This is a genomic window from Pseudomonas sp. 14P5.3.2 (assembly GCF_057799175.1).
Window position 1 is genome coordinate 1 of sequence record NZ_JBYOKU010000003.1, and the last position, 15,948, is coordinate 15,948.

The 15,948-nt window shown below is 61.9% G+C and carries 15 protein-coding genes; 6 read left to right on the forward strand and 9 right to left on the reverse strand.

The window, feature by feature from the left end; all coding sequences use genetic code 11:
- Positions 1 to 234 precede the first annotated feature (234 nt).
- The 3 genes from AC27VU_RS03065 to AC27VU_RS03075 all read left to right on the forward strand — a co-directional run bounded on the left by AC27VU_RS03065 (position 235) and on the right by AC27VU_RS03075 (position 5,997).
- Positions 235 to 924, forward strand: a complete 690-nt coding sequence (locus AC27VU_RS03065; protein WP_045122485.1) for a GntR family transcriptional regulator — start codon at positions 235 to 237, stop codon at positions 922 to 924.
- A 133-nt stretch (positions 925 to 1,057) separates the two neighbouring features.
- Positions 1,058 to 3,169: a hybrid sensor histidine kinase/response regulator gene (locus AC27VU_RS03070; protein WP_488723371.1), complete on the forward strand. Its 2,112-nt coding sequence runs from the start codon at positions 1,058 to 1,060 to the stop codon at positions 3,167 to 3,169.
- Positions 3,170 to 3,363: 194 nt separating this feature from the next.
- Complete coding sequence (locus tag AC27VU_RS03075) at positions 3,364 to 5,997, forward strand: excinuclease ABC subunit UvrA (protein ID WP_488723372.1); 2,634 nt, start codon at positions 3,364 to 3,366, stop codon at positions 5,995 to 5,997.
- A 243-nt stretch (positions 5,998 to 6,240) separates the two neighbouring features.
- Here AC27VU_RS03075 and AC27VU_RS03080 read toward each other — a convergent pair whose 3' ends face one another.
- Genes AC27VU_RS03080 through AC27VU_RS03105 form a run of 6 tightly spaced genes read right to left on the reverse strand, consistent with a single transcriptional unit; the run spans position 6,241 to position 11,668 of the window.
- Positions 6,241 to 8,184 (reverse strand): response regulator, encoded by a 1,944-nt coding sequence (locus tag AC27VU_RS03080; protein WP_488723373.1) that lies wholly within the window; start codon positions 8,182 to 8,184, stop codon positions 6,241 to 6,243.
- Positions 8,174 to 9,049: a sensor histidine kinase gene (locus tag AC27VU_RS03085; RefSeq protein WP_003225574.1), complete on the reverse strand. Its 876-nt coding sequence runs from the start codon at positions 9,047 to 9,049 to the stop codon at positions 8,174 to 8,176. Before AC27VU_RS03085 ends, AC27VU_RS03080 begins: the two co-directional genes overlap by 11 nt.
- Positions 9,042 to 10,052, reverse strand: coding sequence for an ATP-binding protein (locus tag AC27VU_RS03090; RefSeq protein ID WP_473020066.1), 1,011 nt, complete (start codon positions 10,050 to 10,052; stop codon positions 9,042 to 9,044). Before AC27VU_RS03090 ends, AC27VU_RS03085 begins: the two co-directional genes overlap by 8 nt.
- The gene (locus AC27VU_RS03095; RefSeq protein WP_003225570.1) at positions 10,049 to 10,453 is read right to left on the reverse strand and encodes an anti-sigma regulatory factor; all 405 of its coding nucleotides are present in this window, start codon (positions 10,451 to 10,453) and stop codon (positions 10,049 to 10,051) included. The genes AC27VU_RS03090 and AC27VU_RS03095 overlap by 4 nt, the downstream gene beginning before the upstream one ends.
- On the reverse strand, positions 10,450 to 10,812 hold the full coding sequence (locus tag AC27VU_RS03100; RefSeq protein ID WP_003225568.1) for an STAS domain-containing protein: 363 nt from the start codon (positions 10,810 to 10,812) through the stop codon (positions 10,450 to 10,452). The genes AC27VU_RS03095 and AC27VU_RS03100 overlap by 4 nt, the downstream gene beginning before the upstream one ends.
- Before the next feature lie 4 nt (positions 10,813 to 10,816).
- Complete coding sequence (locus AC27VU_RS03105; protein ID WP_201137441.1) at positions 10,817 to 11,668, reverse strand: STAS domain-containing protein; 852 nt, start codon at positions 11,666 to 11,668, stop codon at positions 10,817 to 10,819.
- A 249-nt stretch (positions 11,669 to 11,917) separates the two neighbouring features.
- Here AC27VU_RS03105 and AC27VU_RS03110 point away from each other — a divergent pair, with 249 nt between their 5' ends.
- The gene (locus AC27VU_RS03110) at positions 11,918 to 12,187 is read left to right on the forward strand and encodes a hypothetical protein (RefSeq protein ID WP_262143391.1); all 270 of its coding nucleotides are present in this window, start codon (positions 11,918 to 11,920) and stop codon (positions 12,185 to 12,187) included.
- A gap of 65 nt (positions 12,188 to 12,252) precedes the next feature.
- On the opposite strand, the gene AC27VU_RS03115 is transcribed toward AC27VU_RS03110, so the two are convergent.
- Entirely contained in the window at positions 12,253 to 12,774 is a 522-nt protein-coding gene (locus tag AC27VU_RS03115) for a DUF4142 domain-containing protein (protein ID WP_338802166.1), read from the reverse strand.
- 204 nt (positions 12,775 to 12,978) lie between these two features.
- Between AC27VU_RS03115 and AC27VU_RS03120 the strand changes: the two genes are divergently transcribed.
- Together AC27VU_RS03120 and AC27VU_RS03125 are read left to right on the forward strand one after the other, a co-directional pair.
- Positions 12,979 to 13,221: a DUF465 domain-containing protein gene (locus AC27VU_RS03120; RefSeq protein ID WP_027613686.1), complete on the forward strand. Its 243-nt coding sequence runs from the start codon at positions 12,979 to 12,981 to the stop codon at positions 13,219 to 13,221.
- A gap of 108 nt (positions 13,222 to 13,329) precedes the next feature.
- Positions 13,330 to 13,494, forward strand: a complete 165-nt coding sequence (locus tag AC27VU_RS03125; protein WP_488723374.1) for a hypothetical protein — start codon at positions 13,330 to 13,332, stop codon at positions 13,492 to 13,494.
- A 152-nt stretch (positions 13,495 to 13,646) separates the two neighbouring features.
- Here AC27VU_RS03125 and AC27VU_RS03130 read toward each other — a convergent pair whose 3' ends face one another.
- Both AC27VU_RS03130 and AC27VU_RS03135 read right to left on the reverse strand, forming a co-directional pair.
- Complete coding sequence (locus AC27VU_RS03130) at positions 13,647 to 14,717, reverse strand: SMP-30/gluconolactonase/LRE family protein (RefSeq protein ID WP_262143392.1); 1,071 nt, start codon at positions 14,715 to 14,717, stop codon at positions 13,647 to 13,649.
- Positions 14,714 to 15,859: a sterol desaturase/SRPBCC family protein gene (locus tag AC27VU_RS03135; protein ID WP_488723375.1), complete on the reverse strand. Its 1,146-nt coding sequence runs from the start codon at positions 15,857 to 15,859 to the stop codon at positions 14,714 to 14,716. Before AC27VU_RS03135 ends, AC27VU_RS03130 begins: the two co-directional genes overlap by 4 nt.
- Positions 15,860 to 15,948 lie beyond the last annotated feature (89 nt).

Below are 15,948 nucleotides of genomic sequence, written 5' to 3' on the forward strand. Positions count from 1 at the left end.
GGGAAGGCGTTTCGCAGCCGATTTATTTGGCGTCGGCCAAAACCGCTCGCCAACGCCCGGTGCTTCCGTCCACGCTTGCAATGAGCGGGTCGGCAAATCGAAATCATCCCGCCGACCAATCGTATCCAGATCCTGCATCTCGACGCCGAAGGCGATATCCTGCGCCACACTTATCTGTGCAACGGCGCATAACGCTGGAACACCGTGTTCGCCCGAGGCTAAAGGAGTGTTCGAATGACCGAGAAGAAACTGGAAACCACGGTCGACCGCGTCTACCAAGGGATTTACCAGGCGATCAGCAAGCGTTCGCTGCGTCCGGGGATGAAGCTGGGCGAAGCGTCGCTGGCCGAACTGTTCAATGTCAGCCGCACGTCGGTACGCGCCGCGCTCAAGCAACTGGAAGCCGAGGGGCTGGTCACCACCGAACCCAATAAAGGTGCATCGGTGTCGCTGCCGAGCAACGAAGAGATCCGCTCGCTGTTCGAAACCCGTCGGCTGATCGAGATCGGTATGGTCACCGAACTCTGTCGGCGTAAGGACACCGCTGCCATGCAGGTCCTGCGCGAGCACCTGCTACTGGAAGACGCAGCCCACGCGGCGGGCGATCACGAGCAACTGATTTACCTGCTCGGCGAGTTCCACCTCAAACTGGCGCGCAGCCTCAATAACCCGGTGCTGCTCGACTGGTTCCAGAAGCTGATTTCCCGCGCCTCGCTGTACGTCGCCGCGCTGGATGACGACAGCCATGAAGCCTGCCGCGACAACGAACATTTGCGCTTGATCGAATACATTGAAGCGGGTGACCAGAGCGCCGCCATCGAACTGACCTGCACGCATTTGAACGGCATCGAGAAGGCGATTCTCGACGTCGCGGCGAAGATGAAAACTGGCTACCATCCGCTCAAGCACCTGATCGGGGTTTAAAGTCGAATCGGGTGTGAAATCGGCTATAACCTAATGAAACCATTACGGCCGGTGACGCTCGAAACAGACGGGCGTCGCGGCGTTCTGCCGTCGCGATGTATCGGGCAAACACCACAGGACACCGAGTCAATCGATGCAGTTTTTATCCGATAGCCACGGTTGTGAGGGCTGGAAAGGCGAGATGGCCGGGCGCATTTGTGCGTTCGACTGGAGTCAGACCGAACTCGGCCCGCTGGACGCCTGGCCCGCCAGTCTGTGCAGCGCCGTGCAGTTGATGCTGGCGTCCCCCTTGCCGATGGTGATGCTCTGGGGCCGCGCCGGCTACATGATCTACAACGACGCCTACTCGCAGTTTGCCGGTGGCCGCCACCCGTATCTGCTGGGGGTGCCGGTGGAACTGGGCTGGCCGGAAGTCGCCGAATTCAATCGGCATGTGGTCGATACCTGTCTGGCGGGTGGCACCTTGTCGTTTCGCAACAAGGAACTGGTGCTGTTGCGTGATGGCGTGCCCGAAGACGTCTGGATGGATCTGTATTACAGCCCGGTGGCGAACGATGACGGTGTGCCGGCCGGGGTAATGGCGATGGTGGTCGAGACCACCGACCTAGTGCGCTCCGAGCGCCTGCGTCAGGCGGCTGAAGATGCCTATCGCGCCGACAACGAGCGGGTGCGTCTGGCGCTGAATGCCGGAGCCTTGCTTGGCTCGTTTGTCTGGGATGTGAAGAACAATGTGTTGTCGGCGGACGAGCGTTTCGCCCGCACGTTTTCGTATCCACCGGGTCAGGACCTGAGCAATCTGCCGCAGTCCTACTGCGAAGCGCGGATCCACGCGGATGATCTGGCGTGGGTGAACGATCGGGTCAGCCATTCGCTGCAGACCGGTGAGCCCTACAACGCCGAGTACCGGGTACAGCGCCCGGACGGCAGTTATCTGTGGGTGCTGGCCAGCGGCGCCTGCGAGTTCGACGAACACGGTTCGCCGTTTCGATTCCCCGGGGTGTTGATCGACATTCACGAGCGCAAGAACGCCGAAGAGTCCCTGCTCAAATTCACCCGCAACCTCGAACAGCGTGTGGCCGATGAAGTCGGGGCGCGGCTGGCGGCCGAGGAGCAATTGCGTCAGTCGCAGAAGCTCGAAGCCATCGGCGGACTGACCGGCGGCGTGGCCCACGACTTCAACAACCTGCTGCAGGTGATCGCCGGCAATCTGCACCTGCTGGCGCGGCATGAGCCGGACAATGCCAACGTGCAACGGCGGGTTAGCGCGTCGCTGGCGGCGGTCGAGCGTGGGGCCAAGCTGTCGTCGCAATTGCTCGCCTTCGCCCGGCGTCAGCCGTTGTCACCGGCGGTCTGCGATCCACGGCAGATCTTCGATGGTGTCGGCGAACTGCTGCAACGCGCCCTCGGTGAGACCATTCAAATCGACGTGCAGTTGCCGCATGAGCCGTGGCACATCAACGTCGACCGCAATCAACTGGAAAACGCCATTCTGAACCTGGCGATCAACGCCCGGGACGCGATGAAGGGCGAAGGCACCATTGTCCTCAGCGCCGTCAATACTCGGCTGGACAGCAGCTTTTGCACCGGCAAAGGCATCGTTGCCGGCGATTTCGTGCGGGTGATGGTCAGCGATACCGGCGTCGGCATTGCACCGAAAATGCTCGAGCAAGTGTTCGAGCCGTTCTTCACCACCAAGGCCGATGGTCAGGGCACCGGGCTCGGTTTGAGCATGGTGTTCGGCTTCGTCAAACAGAGTGGCGGCCACGTCGAGATCGAAAGCACCGTGGGCGAAGGCACTCGAGTGCAATTGTACTTTCCGCGCAGCCTGCGCCCGATCCTCGAAGAGTCACCGAGCCTCGGCAAGCAGGAGGGTGGCGGCCATGAAACCATTCTGGTGGTCGAGGACAACGACGCGGTGCGCGCCTCGGCCGTGGAGTTGCTGCGCGAAGAGGGTTACCGCGTGCTGACCGCCGGCAATGGCGACGTGGCGATGCAGATGCTGCTGGACGGCGCGAAGGTGGATCTGATTTTCACCGACGTGGTGATGCCGGGGCTGATCAAAAGTTCTGATCTGGCCGCGTGGGCCAAGGTGCAGAGGCCAGCAGTGGCGGTGCTGTTCACCTCCGGCCACACCCGCGACATCATCTCGCGCAACCACCAGTTGAGCCCGGACACGCACTTGCTGGGCAAACCGTATGGCCCGCAGGCGTTGTTGCAGATGATTCGCTCGGTGCTCAGTGCCTGACTGGCTAATTCCCAATTCCCTGTGGAATGGGAGCTTGCTCCCGCTCGGCTGCGCAGCAGTCGTAAACCCGGGAACCGCAGTTTACCTGCCGGGTTGATTCGTCTGGATTTGGGGCCGCTTCGCAGCCCAGCGGGAGCAAGCTCCCTCGCCACAGGTTTTGGGTTCGACTTACATTTTCCGATCAAGGCCCGCCAATGACTTCCAAGCGTAATTCCAAGGCACCCACCGGCATGGTCCGGGTGCGTGGCGCCCGGGAACATAATCTGAAAAACGTCGACGTCGATATCCCCCGTGATGCGCTGGTGGTGTTCACCGGTGTATCCGGTTCGGGCAAGTCGTCGTTGGCCTTTTCGACCTTGTACGCTGAAGCGCAGCGGCGCTATTTCGAGTCGGTGGCGCCGTATGCGCGGCGGCTGATCGACCAGGTTGGCGTGCCGGATGTCGATTCCATCGAAGGCCTGCCGCCCGCCGTGGCCCTGCAACAGCAGCGTGGCACGCCGAGCACGCGTTCGTCGGTGGGCAGCGTGACCACGCTGTCGAGCCTGATCCGCATGCTCTATTCCCGCGCCGGCAGTTACCCGCCGGGTCAGCCGATGCTCTACGCCGAGGATTTTTCGCCGAACACGCCACAGGGTGCGTGCCCCGAGTGCCATGGCCTTGGGCGAGTCTATGAGGTGACCGAGGCGCTGATGGTGCCCGATCCGAACCTGACCATCCGCCAACGCGCCGTGGCCTCCTGGCCGCTGGCCTGGCAAGGGCAGAACCTGCGCGACATCCTCGTGACCATGGGCATCGACGTCGATATTCCCTGGAAGAAACTGCCGAAAAAACAGCGTGACTGGATTCTGTTTACCGAAGAAACCCCGACCGTGCCGGTGTACGCCGGGCTGACCCCGGAAGAAACCCGGGTCGCCCTTAAGCGCAAGATGGAGCCGAGTTATCAGGGCACCTTCACCGGCGCCCGCCGCTACATCCTGCACACCTTCACCCACTCGCAAAGTGCGCTGATGAAGAAGCGTGTTTCGCAGTTCATGCTCGGCAGCCCGTGTCCGTTGTGCGACGGCAAGCGCCTCAAGCGCGAAGCGTTGTCGGTGACCTTTGCCGGTTATGACATCGGTGAACTGTCGCAGATGCCGTTGCTGCAAGTGGCCGAAGTACTGCGGCCAGTCGCAGCTGCAACGTATCTGCAGCAGTCCGAAGAAAGCGGCGAAACCCTCAGTCATGCGCAAACCCGCGAAGCCCGCCAGCAGCGTGTCGCTCATGGTGCCAGCGGCCACACCAGTGCGCCGGACGTGCGCCACACACCGAACCTGTCGCTGGAAAAACGCCTGGCGGCGCAACGGATTGCCGAGGACTTGCTGGAACGGGTCAGCACCCTGACCGATCTGGGGCTGGGTTATCTGGCGCTGGAGCGCAGCACGCCGACGCTGTCGTCCGGCGAGCTGCAGCGTCTGCGTCTGGCGACGCAATTGGGTTCGCAGTTGTTCGGCGTGATCTATGTGCTCGACGAGCCGTCCGCCGGTCTGCATCCGGCCGATGGCGAGGCGCTGTTCGAAGCCTTGCAGCGCTTGAAGGCCGACGGCAATACGCTGTTTGTGGTCGAGCACGATCTGGAAACCATGCGCCGCGCCGACTGGTTGATCGACGTCGGCCCGGCAGCGGGCGAGAAGGGTGGGCAGGTGTTGTACAGCGGCCCGCCGGCCGGGCTGGCCGAGGTTGCAGCGTCGCAGACCCGCGCCTATCTGTTCGCTGATAGCCAGCGGCAGATCCGCACTGTGCGCAAGCCGACCGGGTGGCTGAAACTCGATGGCATCAGCCGCAATAACCTGCACAACCTCAGCGCTGAATTTCCCTTGGGCTGCTTCACCTCGGTGACCGGGGTTTCCGGTTCGGGCAAGTCGAGTCTGGTCAGTCAGGCGTTGCTGGAGCTGGTCGGCGCGCAACTCGGGCGGCCGGTGGTGGAGGACGAGCCGGAAGAACTCAGTCTGGAAGACGATGCGCCACAGACCAGCAGTGGTCAGGTGACAGCGGGGCTGGAGACGATCAAGCGCCTGGTGCAGGTCGATCAAAAACCCATCGGCCGCACGCCACGCTCCAACCTGGCGACCTACACCGGGCTGTTCGACAACGTGCGCAAGCTGTTCGCCGCCACGCCCGAGGCACGGGCGGCGGGGTATGACGCCGGGCAGTTTTCCTTCAACGTCGCCAAGGGCCGCTGCCCGACTTGCGAGGGCGAGGGTTTTGTCAGCGTCGAGTTGCTGTTCATGCCCAGCGTGTATGCGCCGTGCCCGACCTGTCATGGCGCGCGCTACAACCCGCAGACGTTGGCGATTGAGTGGCAAGGCCTGAGCATCGCGCAGGTGTTGCAACTGACCGTGGATGAGGCGGTCGAGGTGTTTGCCGAGCAACCGGGGATTCGCCGTTCGCTGGAGGTGCTGAGGGATATTGGCCTCGGATATCTGCGTCTGGGCCAACCGGCCACCGAGTTGTCGGGGGGTGAAGCGCAGCGGATCAAACTGGCCACCGAGTTGCAGCGCAATCAGCGTGGCGCGACCTTGTATGTGCTGGATGAACCGACCACCGGGCTGCATCCGCGGGACGTCGATCGGTTGTTGGAGCAACTGGATACGCTGGTCACGGCAGGACACACGGTGATCGTGGTCGAGCATGAAATGCGCGTAGTCGCGCAGAGTGACTGGGTGATCGACATCGGCCCGGGGGCCGGGGATCAGGGCGGCAGGATTGTTGTGGCGGGCACCCCGCAGAAAGTCGCAGCGAGCAAGAGGAGCCGCACCGCACCATTTCTGGCCCGGGCCTTGAGCCGATAGCACCCGCCCCATCGCCAGCAGGCTGGCTCCCACAGGTTTTGAGTGTGCACACGGTTGGTGATCAACACAGATCCAGTGTGGGAGCTGGCTTGCCAGCGAAAGCGGTGTGTCAGGCAATGATGATGCTGGATGTACCGACGCCTTCGCGAGCAAGCTCGCTCCCACAGGATTTTGTGGTGTGCTCACGGTAGTTGATCACCACAGATCCAATGTGGGAGCGAGCTTGCTCGCGAAGGCGGTGTGTCAGGCACCATCAAGTGTGCGACGGACCTTGTCCAGCAGTTCGCTTATCTGGAAGGGTTTGACCAGCATATCCATGCCGCTGCCGAGGAACACCTGACGATTGATCGCGGTTTCGGCATAACCGGTCATGAACAGGATCGGCAAGCCGTCACGCCAGCCCCGCGCCACGTCCGCCAGCTCGCGGCCACTCATGCGCGGCAGGCCAACGTCGCTCAGCAGCAGGTTGATCGTCGGGTCATTCTGCAAACGCTCCAGTGCGGTTTCGATATCCGCCGCCTGGGTGCAACGATAACCCGCGTCCTCCAGCACTTCGGTGACGAACATGCGCACCGCCGGCATGTCCTCGACAATCAGCACATGCTCGCCTGAACCCTGCGGGTCGACCACCACCGGAGCAACATCAGCTCCAGTCGGGTCGCTGGTGGCCGGCAGCATGATCGTCACTTCAGTGCCGCGCCGTGCCACGCTGCGAATGTGGGCATCGCCGCCGGACTGGCGGGCGAAACCGTAGATTGTCGACAGTCCCAACCCGGTGCCCTGACCCAGCGGCTTGGTGGTGAAGAACGGGTCAAACACCTTGTCGATCACACTGTGCTCGATGCCGGTGCCGTCATCGCGCACCGACAGTGCGACATAGGCGCCATCGGCCAGGTTCGGATCACCATGGGAATAGGCGGCATAGGTGTTGACCCAGATATTGCCGCCCTTGGGCAGCGCATCCCGGGCGTTGATTACCAGGTTCAGCACCGCGCTTTCCAGTTGCACCGGATCGACCAGGGCAATCGCCGGTTTGCTGGTCAGTTCAAGCTTGAGGGTGATGCGTTCGCCGATGGTACGCACCAGTAATTCTTCCAGTGAGCGCACCTGCTCGTTGATGTCCACCGGTCGCGTGTCCAGCGGCTGTTGGCGGGCGAAAGCCAGCAGGCGATGGGTCAGGGAGGCCGCGCTCATCGCCGAATTGAGTGCCGCTTCGGCGTAGAACTGCACTTTGTCCGGACGCGCATCGGCCATGCGTTTCTGGATCAGTTCGAGGCTGGTGATGATCCCGGTGAGCAGGTTGTTGAAGTCGTGGGCGATGCCGCCGGTGAGCTTGCCCAGCGCGTCCATTTTCTGCACTTGCAGCAGTTGCGCTTCGGCGCGCACCCGCTCGGCGACTTCCTTGGCCAGTTGCGTGGTGGTGTCATCCAGTTGCGCCAGATGCGAGCGCTCGCGATGGCGGTGTTCAGTGACGTCCTCGACAAACACCAGGCTCAACTGCGGCGTGCGGTACGGCGAAATCTGCCACTCGGTTTCGCGGATCTCGCCCTGCACGCGCATGTTCAACGTGCCTTTCCAGCGCTCGCCATCGACCAGCCGCAGGCGCAGCTCATTGAGGATCGCGCCCTGGTCTTCGTCGAAGCATTCGCTCAGGGTTTCGGGGTTGCGATTGTCCTGAATCATCTGCGTGAAGGCGTGGTTGCACTCATGCACCTTCAAGTTGGCATCGAGTACGGCAATTGGCGCCGAGACGTTGACGAAAATCTCGCGGAAACGTGCCTCGCTCTCGCGCAGCGCGTTTTCCGTGTCGCGCACCCGCAGCAGGGTGCGCAGGGTCGCCAGCAAGACGTCCGGGTCCACCGGGTGAATCAGGTAGGCATCGGCGCCGGCGTCGAGGCCGGTGATGATGTCGCCCGTCTGAATCGACGCGGCGGACACGTGGATCACCGGCAGCAACGCAGTGCGTGCATCGGCGCGCAGGATACGCACGATGTCGAAGCCGCTCATGTCCGGCAGGTTGACGTCGAGGATCAGTGCATCAAGTACCTCGCTTGCGATCAGCGCCAGGCCCTCGCTGCCGGTGCCGGCCTCCAGCACTTCGTAGCCATGGCGCTCCAGGCGCCGGCGCAAGGCGTAGCGGGTGGCGACGTTGTCGTCGACGATCAACAGACGGATGTCACGTTTCATCGACGTTCTCCAAGGCGAGCGCCAGTGGAATGATCACGAAAAAGGTCGAGCCGACCCCCGGTGTACTGTCCATCCCGACCTCGCCGCCGAGCAGCGCCGCGAAGCGCTTGCACAGCGACAAGCCGAGGCCGGTGCCGCGCAGGCGTTTCTGCAGTGGCGAGTCGACCTGCGAGAAGTCCTCGAACAATGCACCATGCAGCTCCGGCGCGATACCGATACCGGTGTCGCTGACGGCAAAACGTACTTTGTCCGAGCCTTCAAGTCGCGCCGAAACCCGCACTTCGCCACGTGTGGTGAACTTCAGCGAGTTGGAAATGAAATTGCGCAGGATCTGCGCGAGTTTCTTGTCGTCGGTGTACAGGCGCGGCAGGCCGACCGGTTCTTCGAAGATCAGGTCCACCGCCGAGGCATCGACGATCGGCCGGAACATCCCGCGCAGGGCGGAAAACAGGTCGAACATGTCGAACCACGCCGGGGAAATGGTGATTCGCCCGGCTTCGATCTTCGCCAGATCGAGCAAGTCATCGACCATGTCGCTGAGTTCACGGGCGGCGCTGCTGACGAATGCCACCTGCTTGTGCTGCTCGGGGCTGAGCGGGCCGTCGAGTTCGTCGGCCAGCAAACTGTTGATGCTCAGGATTGAGCCCAGCGGGGTGCGGAACTCATGGCTCATGTACGACAGGAAACGGCTTTTCAGGTCCGAGGCTTGCTTCAGCTCTTCCGCCTGGGTATCGAGTTCGGCGTAGAGCGCCAGCACGCCCTGGTTGGTTTCGTCGAGTTCTTCGCGCAGGGCGGCGGTCTCGCTCTGCAACTGGGCAATCAGCGCAGCCTGCTCGGCGGGGTTCAGGGTTGGCGACTCAGCCATGGGCGGCCTCCAGGGCAACGACCAGCACCGTTACATCGTCGCGCCCGCGACAGAAGTCGCGGTGCAGGACGCTGGCTATCACGGCGGGATGGCGGTGCACCAGGCCGGGGTAGTCTTGAAGATTCCAACGGGACTGCAAGCCGTCGCTGTACATGATCAATAGATGTCCGTTCACGTGAGCATAGTCAAAAGGCTGGGCTTTCCGGTATTGGCCGCCGACGATGCCCGGATGCGAGGCCAGGCCCCGCGACTTGTCGGCGGTGATCAGGCTGGCGCCGATGTTGCCCACGCCAGTAAAGGTCAGGCCGTCGCGGGCGGCATTGAACTGGGCGAACGCGGCGGCGCCGCCACGGCTGCCGATCATGTCGCGGTGCATGTCCTCCATCAGCAGAACCGGGCTGGCGAACGGGGTCGCGGCGAACACCCGCTCGCCGGCCTTGGCCGCGCGCTCGGCATCCTCACCGTGACCGAGGCCGTCGATGATCAGCGCACTGACATTCGCGTCGTTGTACGCCAGATGCCAGGTGTCGCCGCACGCCGGGTCGTTGTGCAACGAGTGCTGGCTGACGCCGTAACGCAGGTCCGGTTGACGGTCGCCGCGCGGGTACAAACGCGCCAGCAGCACCGCGCCACGGGCGTCGGCGTGGACGTCGAAGACTTCGGTCTGCCGCGCCACGGCACCCAGTCCAATGCCCTGGGTGCCACCGGTGGAAAAACCGTCGGTGAGGCAGGCATCGAGGTCAAAGCCCTGAGCACGATCCACCGCGAGCATCTCGATGCCGTACCCGTTGGGGCGCGGCAGCAGGCGCAGGTGAACTTCGCCGCGGCTGGCGTGCTTGAGCACATTGCTGGCCAGTTCGGTGGCAACCAGCGCCACCCGCCCGGCATCGATTGCATCAAAGCCGTGTTGCTCGGCCAGCCGTTGCGCGGTGCGCCGGGCATGGCCGATCTGGCTGCTGTCTTCGATCAGCAGCACCTGGGTCAGCGACCCTGCGATATTCATGTCCATCGGGTGATCGTTATTCGCGTGCCCTTGCCCGGCTCGGTGTCCAGTTCGAACTCCTCGACCAGGCGTTTTGCCCCGGTCAGGCCCAGGCCCATGCCGCTGCCGGAGGTCCAGCCGTCGGTCATCGCCAGTTTGATATCGGCAATACCGGGGCCTTCGTCACGGAACGTCAAGCGCAGACCGACCTTGTGATCTTCATCGAGAATCTGCCAGTCCATGTCGCCGCCGCCACCGTAAACCATGGTGTTGCGGGCCAGTTCGCTGACCGCCGTGACCATTTTGGTCAGGTCGATCAGGCGCATCCCGCATTCGGTGGCCAGTTTGCGGGCGGTCTGGCGTGCGAGCACGACATCCTGCTCGATATGGATGGGTTGAGTACCGCTGCTGCGTACGGTCATTGCCGGTTTACTCGTTCCTGCAGCAGTTTCATCCCGCGCTCGACGTTCAGTGCGGTGCTGACACCCGGCAGGGTCAGGCCGAGTTCGACCAGGGTGATCGCCACCGCCGGCTGCATGCCGACCAGCATGGTTTCGGCGTCCATGATTTTCGACAGGGCGGAAATCGTGCTGATCATCCGGCCAATGAACGAGTCGACCATGTCCAGCGCCGAGATGTCGATCAGCACACCACGCGCCGAGGTGTTGCTGATGCGCTCGGACAAGTCGTCCTGCAACGTGAGGGCGAGCTGGTCATGCATGTCGACCTGAATGGTGACCAGCAGGAACTTGCCCATTTGGAGAATCGGGATACGTTCCATCGGCTCAGACCGCTTGGCCGAGGCTGATGCCCAGGCGGGTGAGGGCGAGTTTCAGTGCGTCGGCCAGGTTCGCCTTGGTCACCACGCCTTGCAGGTCGAGGCCGAGGTGGACGATGGTCTGGGCGATTTGCGGACGTACGCCGCTGATGATGCAGTCGGCACCCATCAGACGAATCGCGGTCACGGTTTTCAGCAGGTGCTGGGCGACCAGCGTGTCGACGGTCGGCACACCGGTGATGTCGATGATGGCGATTTCCGAACCGGTGTCGACAATGCGTTGCAGGAGCGATTCCATCACCACCTGGGTACGTTGCGAATCGAGGGTGCCGATCATTGGCAGCGCCAGCACGCCGTCCCACAGCTTGACCACCGGAGTGGACAGCTCCAGCAGTTCTTCCTGCTGACGCTTGATCACCGCCTCGCGGGATTTCTGGAAGGTGCGGATGGTGTGCAAGCCGAAGGCGTCGAACAACTCGGAAATTTCCCAGAGTTGTTCGGCCAGCAGCGCGGGTTGTTCGCGGTAGTGACTTTGCAGCAGGGAGAACAGCGGGCCTTTGAGGGCGAAGATGAAACTGGCGGTCTGTTGCGAATCCTGACCGAGCAGGGCACGGCTATGGGAGAGCTTTTCGAGGAACTGGCGGGTGGACTCCCAGCCCGGCGCATTGATGTTGGTGCCATTGTCGTCCTGCAGGCCGTTGATCACCAGTTGCAGGAATTCGCTGGTCTGCTGTTGCAGGTCGTGTTCTTTGAGGTTGCGGTTGGCGCCGCTGGCTTCCAGTCCGTTGATCCATTCGCCCAGCAGTTGTGGTTGTTTGTTCTTCATCGCATCGAGTGTGCTGTTCTGCAGTGCTGCCATGTGCCTGTTGCTCCGTAGCGTATTGGGGCCGGTTCTGTAAAAAATGACCGGTGCGAAGTCAGTGACCTTTGCCGTTCGAAATAGTTGTTCGAGTCCGGAAGGATATTTTTGATCTGAGGCATGGAACGCAACGGTATTCTAGTTGGCGAGTTGGCAACCAGCGATGTTTTGAACGTTGGCGCTACCCAGGCTTCGAATCTTCAAGGCCGGCCGGTTTCAGTCGCGCCGGTAGTGAAAAACGAGGTAGCCATGAACGAGCAAACCAAGCAACAACAGAACCAGGGTTCAGAACCGATCAATCGCAACGACCCGGCCATCGACCCGCAAGTGCCGGGCCAGAGCCCGCCAACGCAACCCACGGGTGGTACCGAGCAGGCGCAGAGCGCCGATCCGGCGGTGGATCAGAAGAACAAACACACCGATAACGACAACGAGTTCAGCCCGGGGTTTGAACCTGAGCCAGATCGTCCGAAGCCCGGTGAAGAAACCGATGCCGACATCGACACCGACGGCGGTTAAATCGCCCTGAAACGACAAAAGGCCGCATTCAATGAATGCGGCCTTTTTAGTGTGCAGCGCCCGGTCTATTTGCTCGGGTGTTTGGCCTGCAACTCTTTGGCGGCGGTCAGGTGTTTTTCCAATGCCGGGAGCATTTTCTGCGCAAAGGCCTTCAGCTCGGGGGCGCCTTTGACTTTGTCGTCGGTCACGGTATTGGCCTCTTTCTTGAACAGCTCGATGGTTTCTTCGTGGGCCTTGACCTGGTTGTTGGCGTAGGCCGCATCGAACGATTCATCGCGCATGTCGAGGATCTTTTCCTTGGCCTGCTTGACCAGGGTGGTGGTGTCCGGAACCTTGATGTCATGGGCCTGGGCAATGCTGGCCAGCTCATCGTTGGCCTTGCTGTGGTCAGTGATCATCATGTTGGCGAAGGCCTTGATGTCGGCCGACTGGCTTTTTTCCAGGGCGAGACGGCTGGTTTCGATCTCGGAAATGCCACCGGCTGCGGCGTTGTCGACAAAGCTGTTCGAGGTAGCGGCGAAGGCACTGCCCATGCCGGCGCTCAGGGCGACAGCCAAAACGAGATGACGCAGGTTGAATCCGTCCATTGATGTTTCTCCACACAGGTTTTTGTTGACGTTATGCAATGGAGGGAGTGGAGCGGGAAAAGGTTTGATCGCGTTTCCGACAGGGCGACGAACGGCCACCGCTGGTCTGACAGGAGGTCGACAGAACGGCCCGACCAAGGCCATTCTGATAACTGCCAGCGCAATCGGTCGCGTTGGCTGCCGATCAACTGACGGAGGTGTTCCATGCCGGTGACTCATGACCTGTATCAGGATTTGAAGCTAACGAAGGAAGAGGTCCAGCAAAAACGCACCGAGGATCCGTTTCTGGATGCGCTGATCAACAAGTACTCCCAGGCGGACGCCGAAGTAGTCAAGGCCGAGACGGCGACCTCGGATGCACCCAGCGATGACACACTGAAAAAGCTCAAAGAGAAACGCTTGCAGGTCAAAGACAAGATCGTCGCGCAGTTACAGGCTCGATCCTGACCGTCAGTCGCTTCACCGATCCGCGATGGTGAAATGACTGAACGCAGCCCCCGACCGGCACCTCGAATGTACAGAGTCTTCACTCAGCGACTCTTTGCGAGGTGCCCCATGAACAAACCCAGATTCCCCAGTGAAGAGCAGGGCGGTTTTGACCCGGTTCCCACGCATCCCGAACCCAACAGCCCGGCGCACACCACCACCCACCCCGAAGAGCCGGATGAGGATCTGCCTGAAGACGAAGATCCGGACAAATTCGACAGGTCCGGTAACTGATAGACCGCTATCGCGAGCAGGCTCACTCCTACAACTGGAATGTAATCCCCCTGTGGGAGCGAGCCTGCTCGCGAAGAGACCTGCACATTCAACATCATCGTTGCTTGACACACCGCCTTCGCGAGCAGGCTCGCTCCCACATTGGCCCGGACTCACTTCAACGCATCCGCCAACGGCAACCGCGCCATGTGCGTAGCCTTCAGCGACCCCAGATACAACCAGTCCCCATACTCGCGTGCCGTGGTGATCGGCGAGTAATTTCCGCTGCTGGCGTCCTGCAGATTGGCGATCACCTTGCCCTCAAGATCCAGCCCCAGGACAAACCCGCGTTTCTCCACCGGTTTGGGCAACACCGTCAGCGCGCGCACGATCATCTTGCGTACGAACGGATGCCCGGCGGTGCCATCGAGCAAGGCACTGCGCGGCGCGTAGAGCGCGACCCAGAAGCGGTTGCTGCCGTTGAAGGCGAGGTTGTCCGGCAGGCCGGGCAGGTTGTCGATGAACAGGTCATGGGTGCCAGCCTTGGGCCCCGTCAGCCAGTAGCGGCTGATGCGGTAGGCACCGGTTTCGTTGACCAGCACATAGGCGTCATCCGGGCCGAGGGTCACGCCGTTGGCAAACTCCAGTTTATCGAGGAGTACGCTGGTCTTGCCGGTCTGAAAGTCATAACGCAGCAAACGACCGTCGCCAGCGTGTTCGATGATCGCTTCGCCGTCATGGCCATAGCCCCAGCGGCTGCTGGCGTCGCTGAAATAGGCGTAGTGCCCGGACTTGTCGATCGCCACATCGTCGGTAAAACCGAAGGGCAAGCCATTGGCCTCGGTGGTCAGAGGAATCAATCGACCCTGAGCGTCGAGCGACAGCAGACCTTTGACCGCATCGGCGATCACCAGCAAACCATTGGGATGTCGCGCCAGACCCAGCGGCCGGCCGCCGGTGTCGGTCAGCACCTTGCGCTCCTTGCCATCGAGGCTGGTGCGGATCAGTCGCCCGTCATGCAGGCCGGTGATCAGGAAGTCGCCCTCCAGCAGCAATGCTTCGGGGCCGTCGATGTCGCTCGGGCCTACCTGTTTGGCGGCCTTGAGGCGCTGGTTTTCCGCGTACGGCCCTTCGCTCAGAGACGGCGCCGCTGGCGGCTTCCACGCCACCGGCTGCACCTTGGTCGGCATCAGCAGCAGAAACGCGATGACGAGGATCACCAGCACTGACAGCAGGCGCTTCATGAACGGTGTCCCGTCAGCGCCAAGTGTTTTAACGCCATATCACGCAGGGCCTGCATCGAGGTCGCCGATTCACGTTCGATGCGGCGCTTGAGCAACAAGCGATTGGCAAGGCGCATGCCCAAGCCATCGAATTGGTAATCCAGGGTGCGCACGAACCGCGTGCCATCGGCTTCTGCCGCGCATTCGTAGGTCAGCAGCAGCGATAAACCGTGATCGCCTCGCGCTTTTGCGCACCAGCGTCGACCGGGCAGGTACTCGGTGACCTCCCAGCGCAAATGGCCGGCGCGCCCACCGGCATGAATGTCTTCTTCGAAACGCGCACCGGCATGCAACGGGCCTTGCGGGCCGTCGATTTTCAGCGACGACGGGTGCCATTCGGGCCAGTGGCTGACGTTGGCGGCGTAGCGGAGCACGGCAATCGGCTCGCCAGCGATGTCGATCTGGTGCTGCATGCGGGTCATGGGCGATCTCGAATAGAGCAACGGGGCGGGTTGCGGCTCCCAGTACAGGGTGCCGAACAGGTAATCCATCAGCGGGAAAACGATATTGAAATTGCGTTCCTGCATGCGCTCGCGACGGTGATGCAACTCATGCAGATGACGCATCTGACGGATCCACGGCAGGCGGGTCAGCAGGTTGTGCGGTGGCAAATGCTCGCAGGCGTGAAACACCTCGTAGGCCAGATAGCCCAGCACCATGCAGCCGCCGAACAGCCCGGCGACATTGGTGTTGAGCTGCGCGAGCAGCCACCACAACGGCAGGGTAATGACTAGCGTATGCACCACGATCAGCCAGGCCGGAAACAGAATCACCCGCCAGTCGCGAGCGCCGTCATAGGTCATGTGGCCGGGGGTGAAAAAGCTGTGATGATCGCCGGCGTGCCGGGCGTAGAACAGCTTGGCGAAAGTCTTTTTGTGATGGCCGAGATGGCGATGGACCATGTACACGCCGAAGTTTAAGAACAGCAGGGTCAGCGGCACGCTCAGCCATTCCAGCGGCTGCACCTGATGCGCGCTGCTCCAGAATGTGCCGATCGCCAGCACGCCGAACAGCAGCACGAAGGCGCCGTGCAGCCACGGGTTGTACAACGGATGAATGGCCGCACGGTAGCGGCTGCGGAATGCCTCGGTGGTCTGCCTCACTGCGTTCACCTGTGGGTATTGTTGTTATACCCGGCAGATTAGTCGATCCGGCCGTTTGTGCAGGCCGCACCTTGAGGTCACTTGCGCCA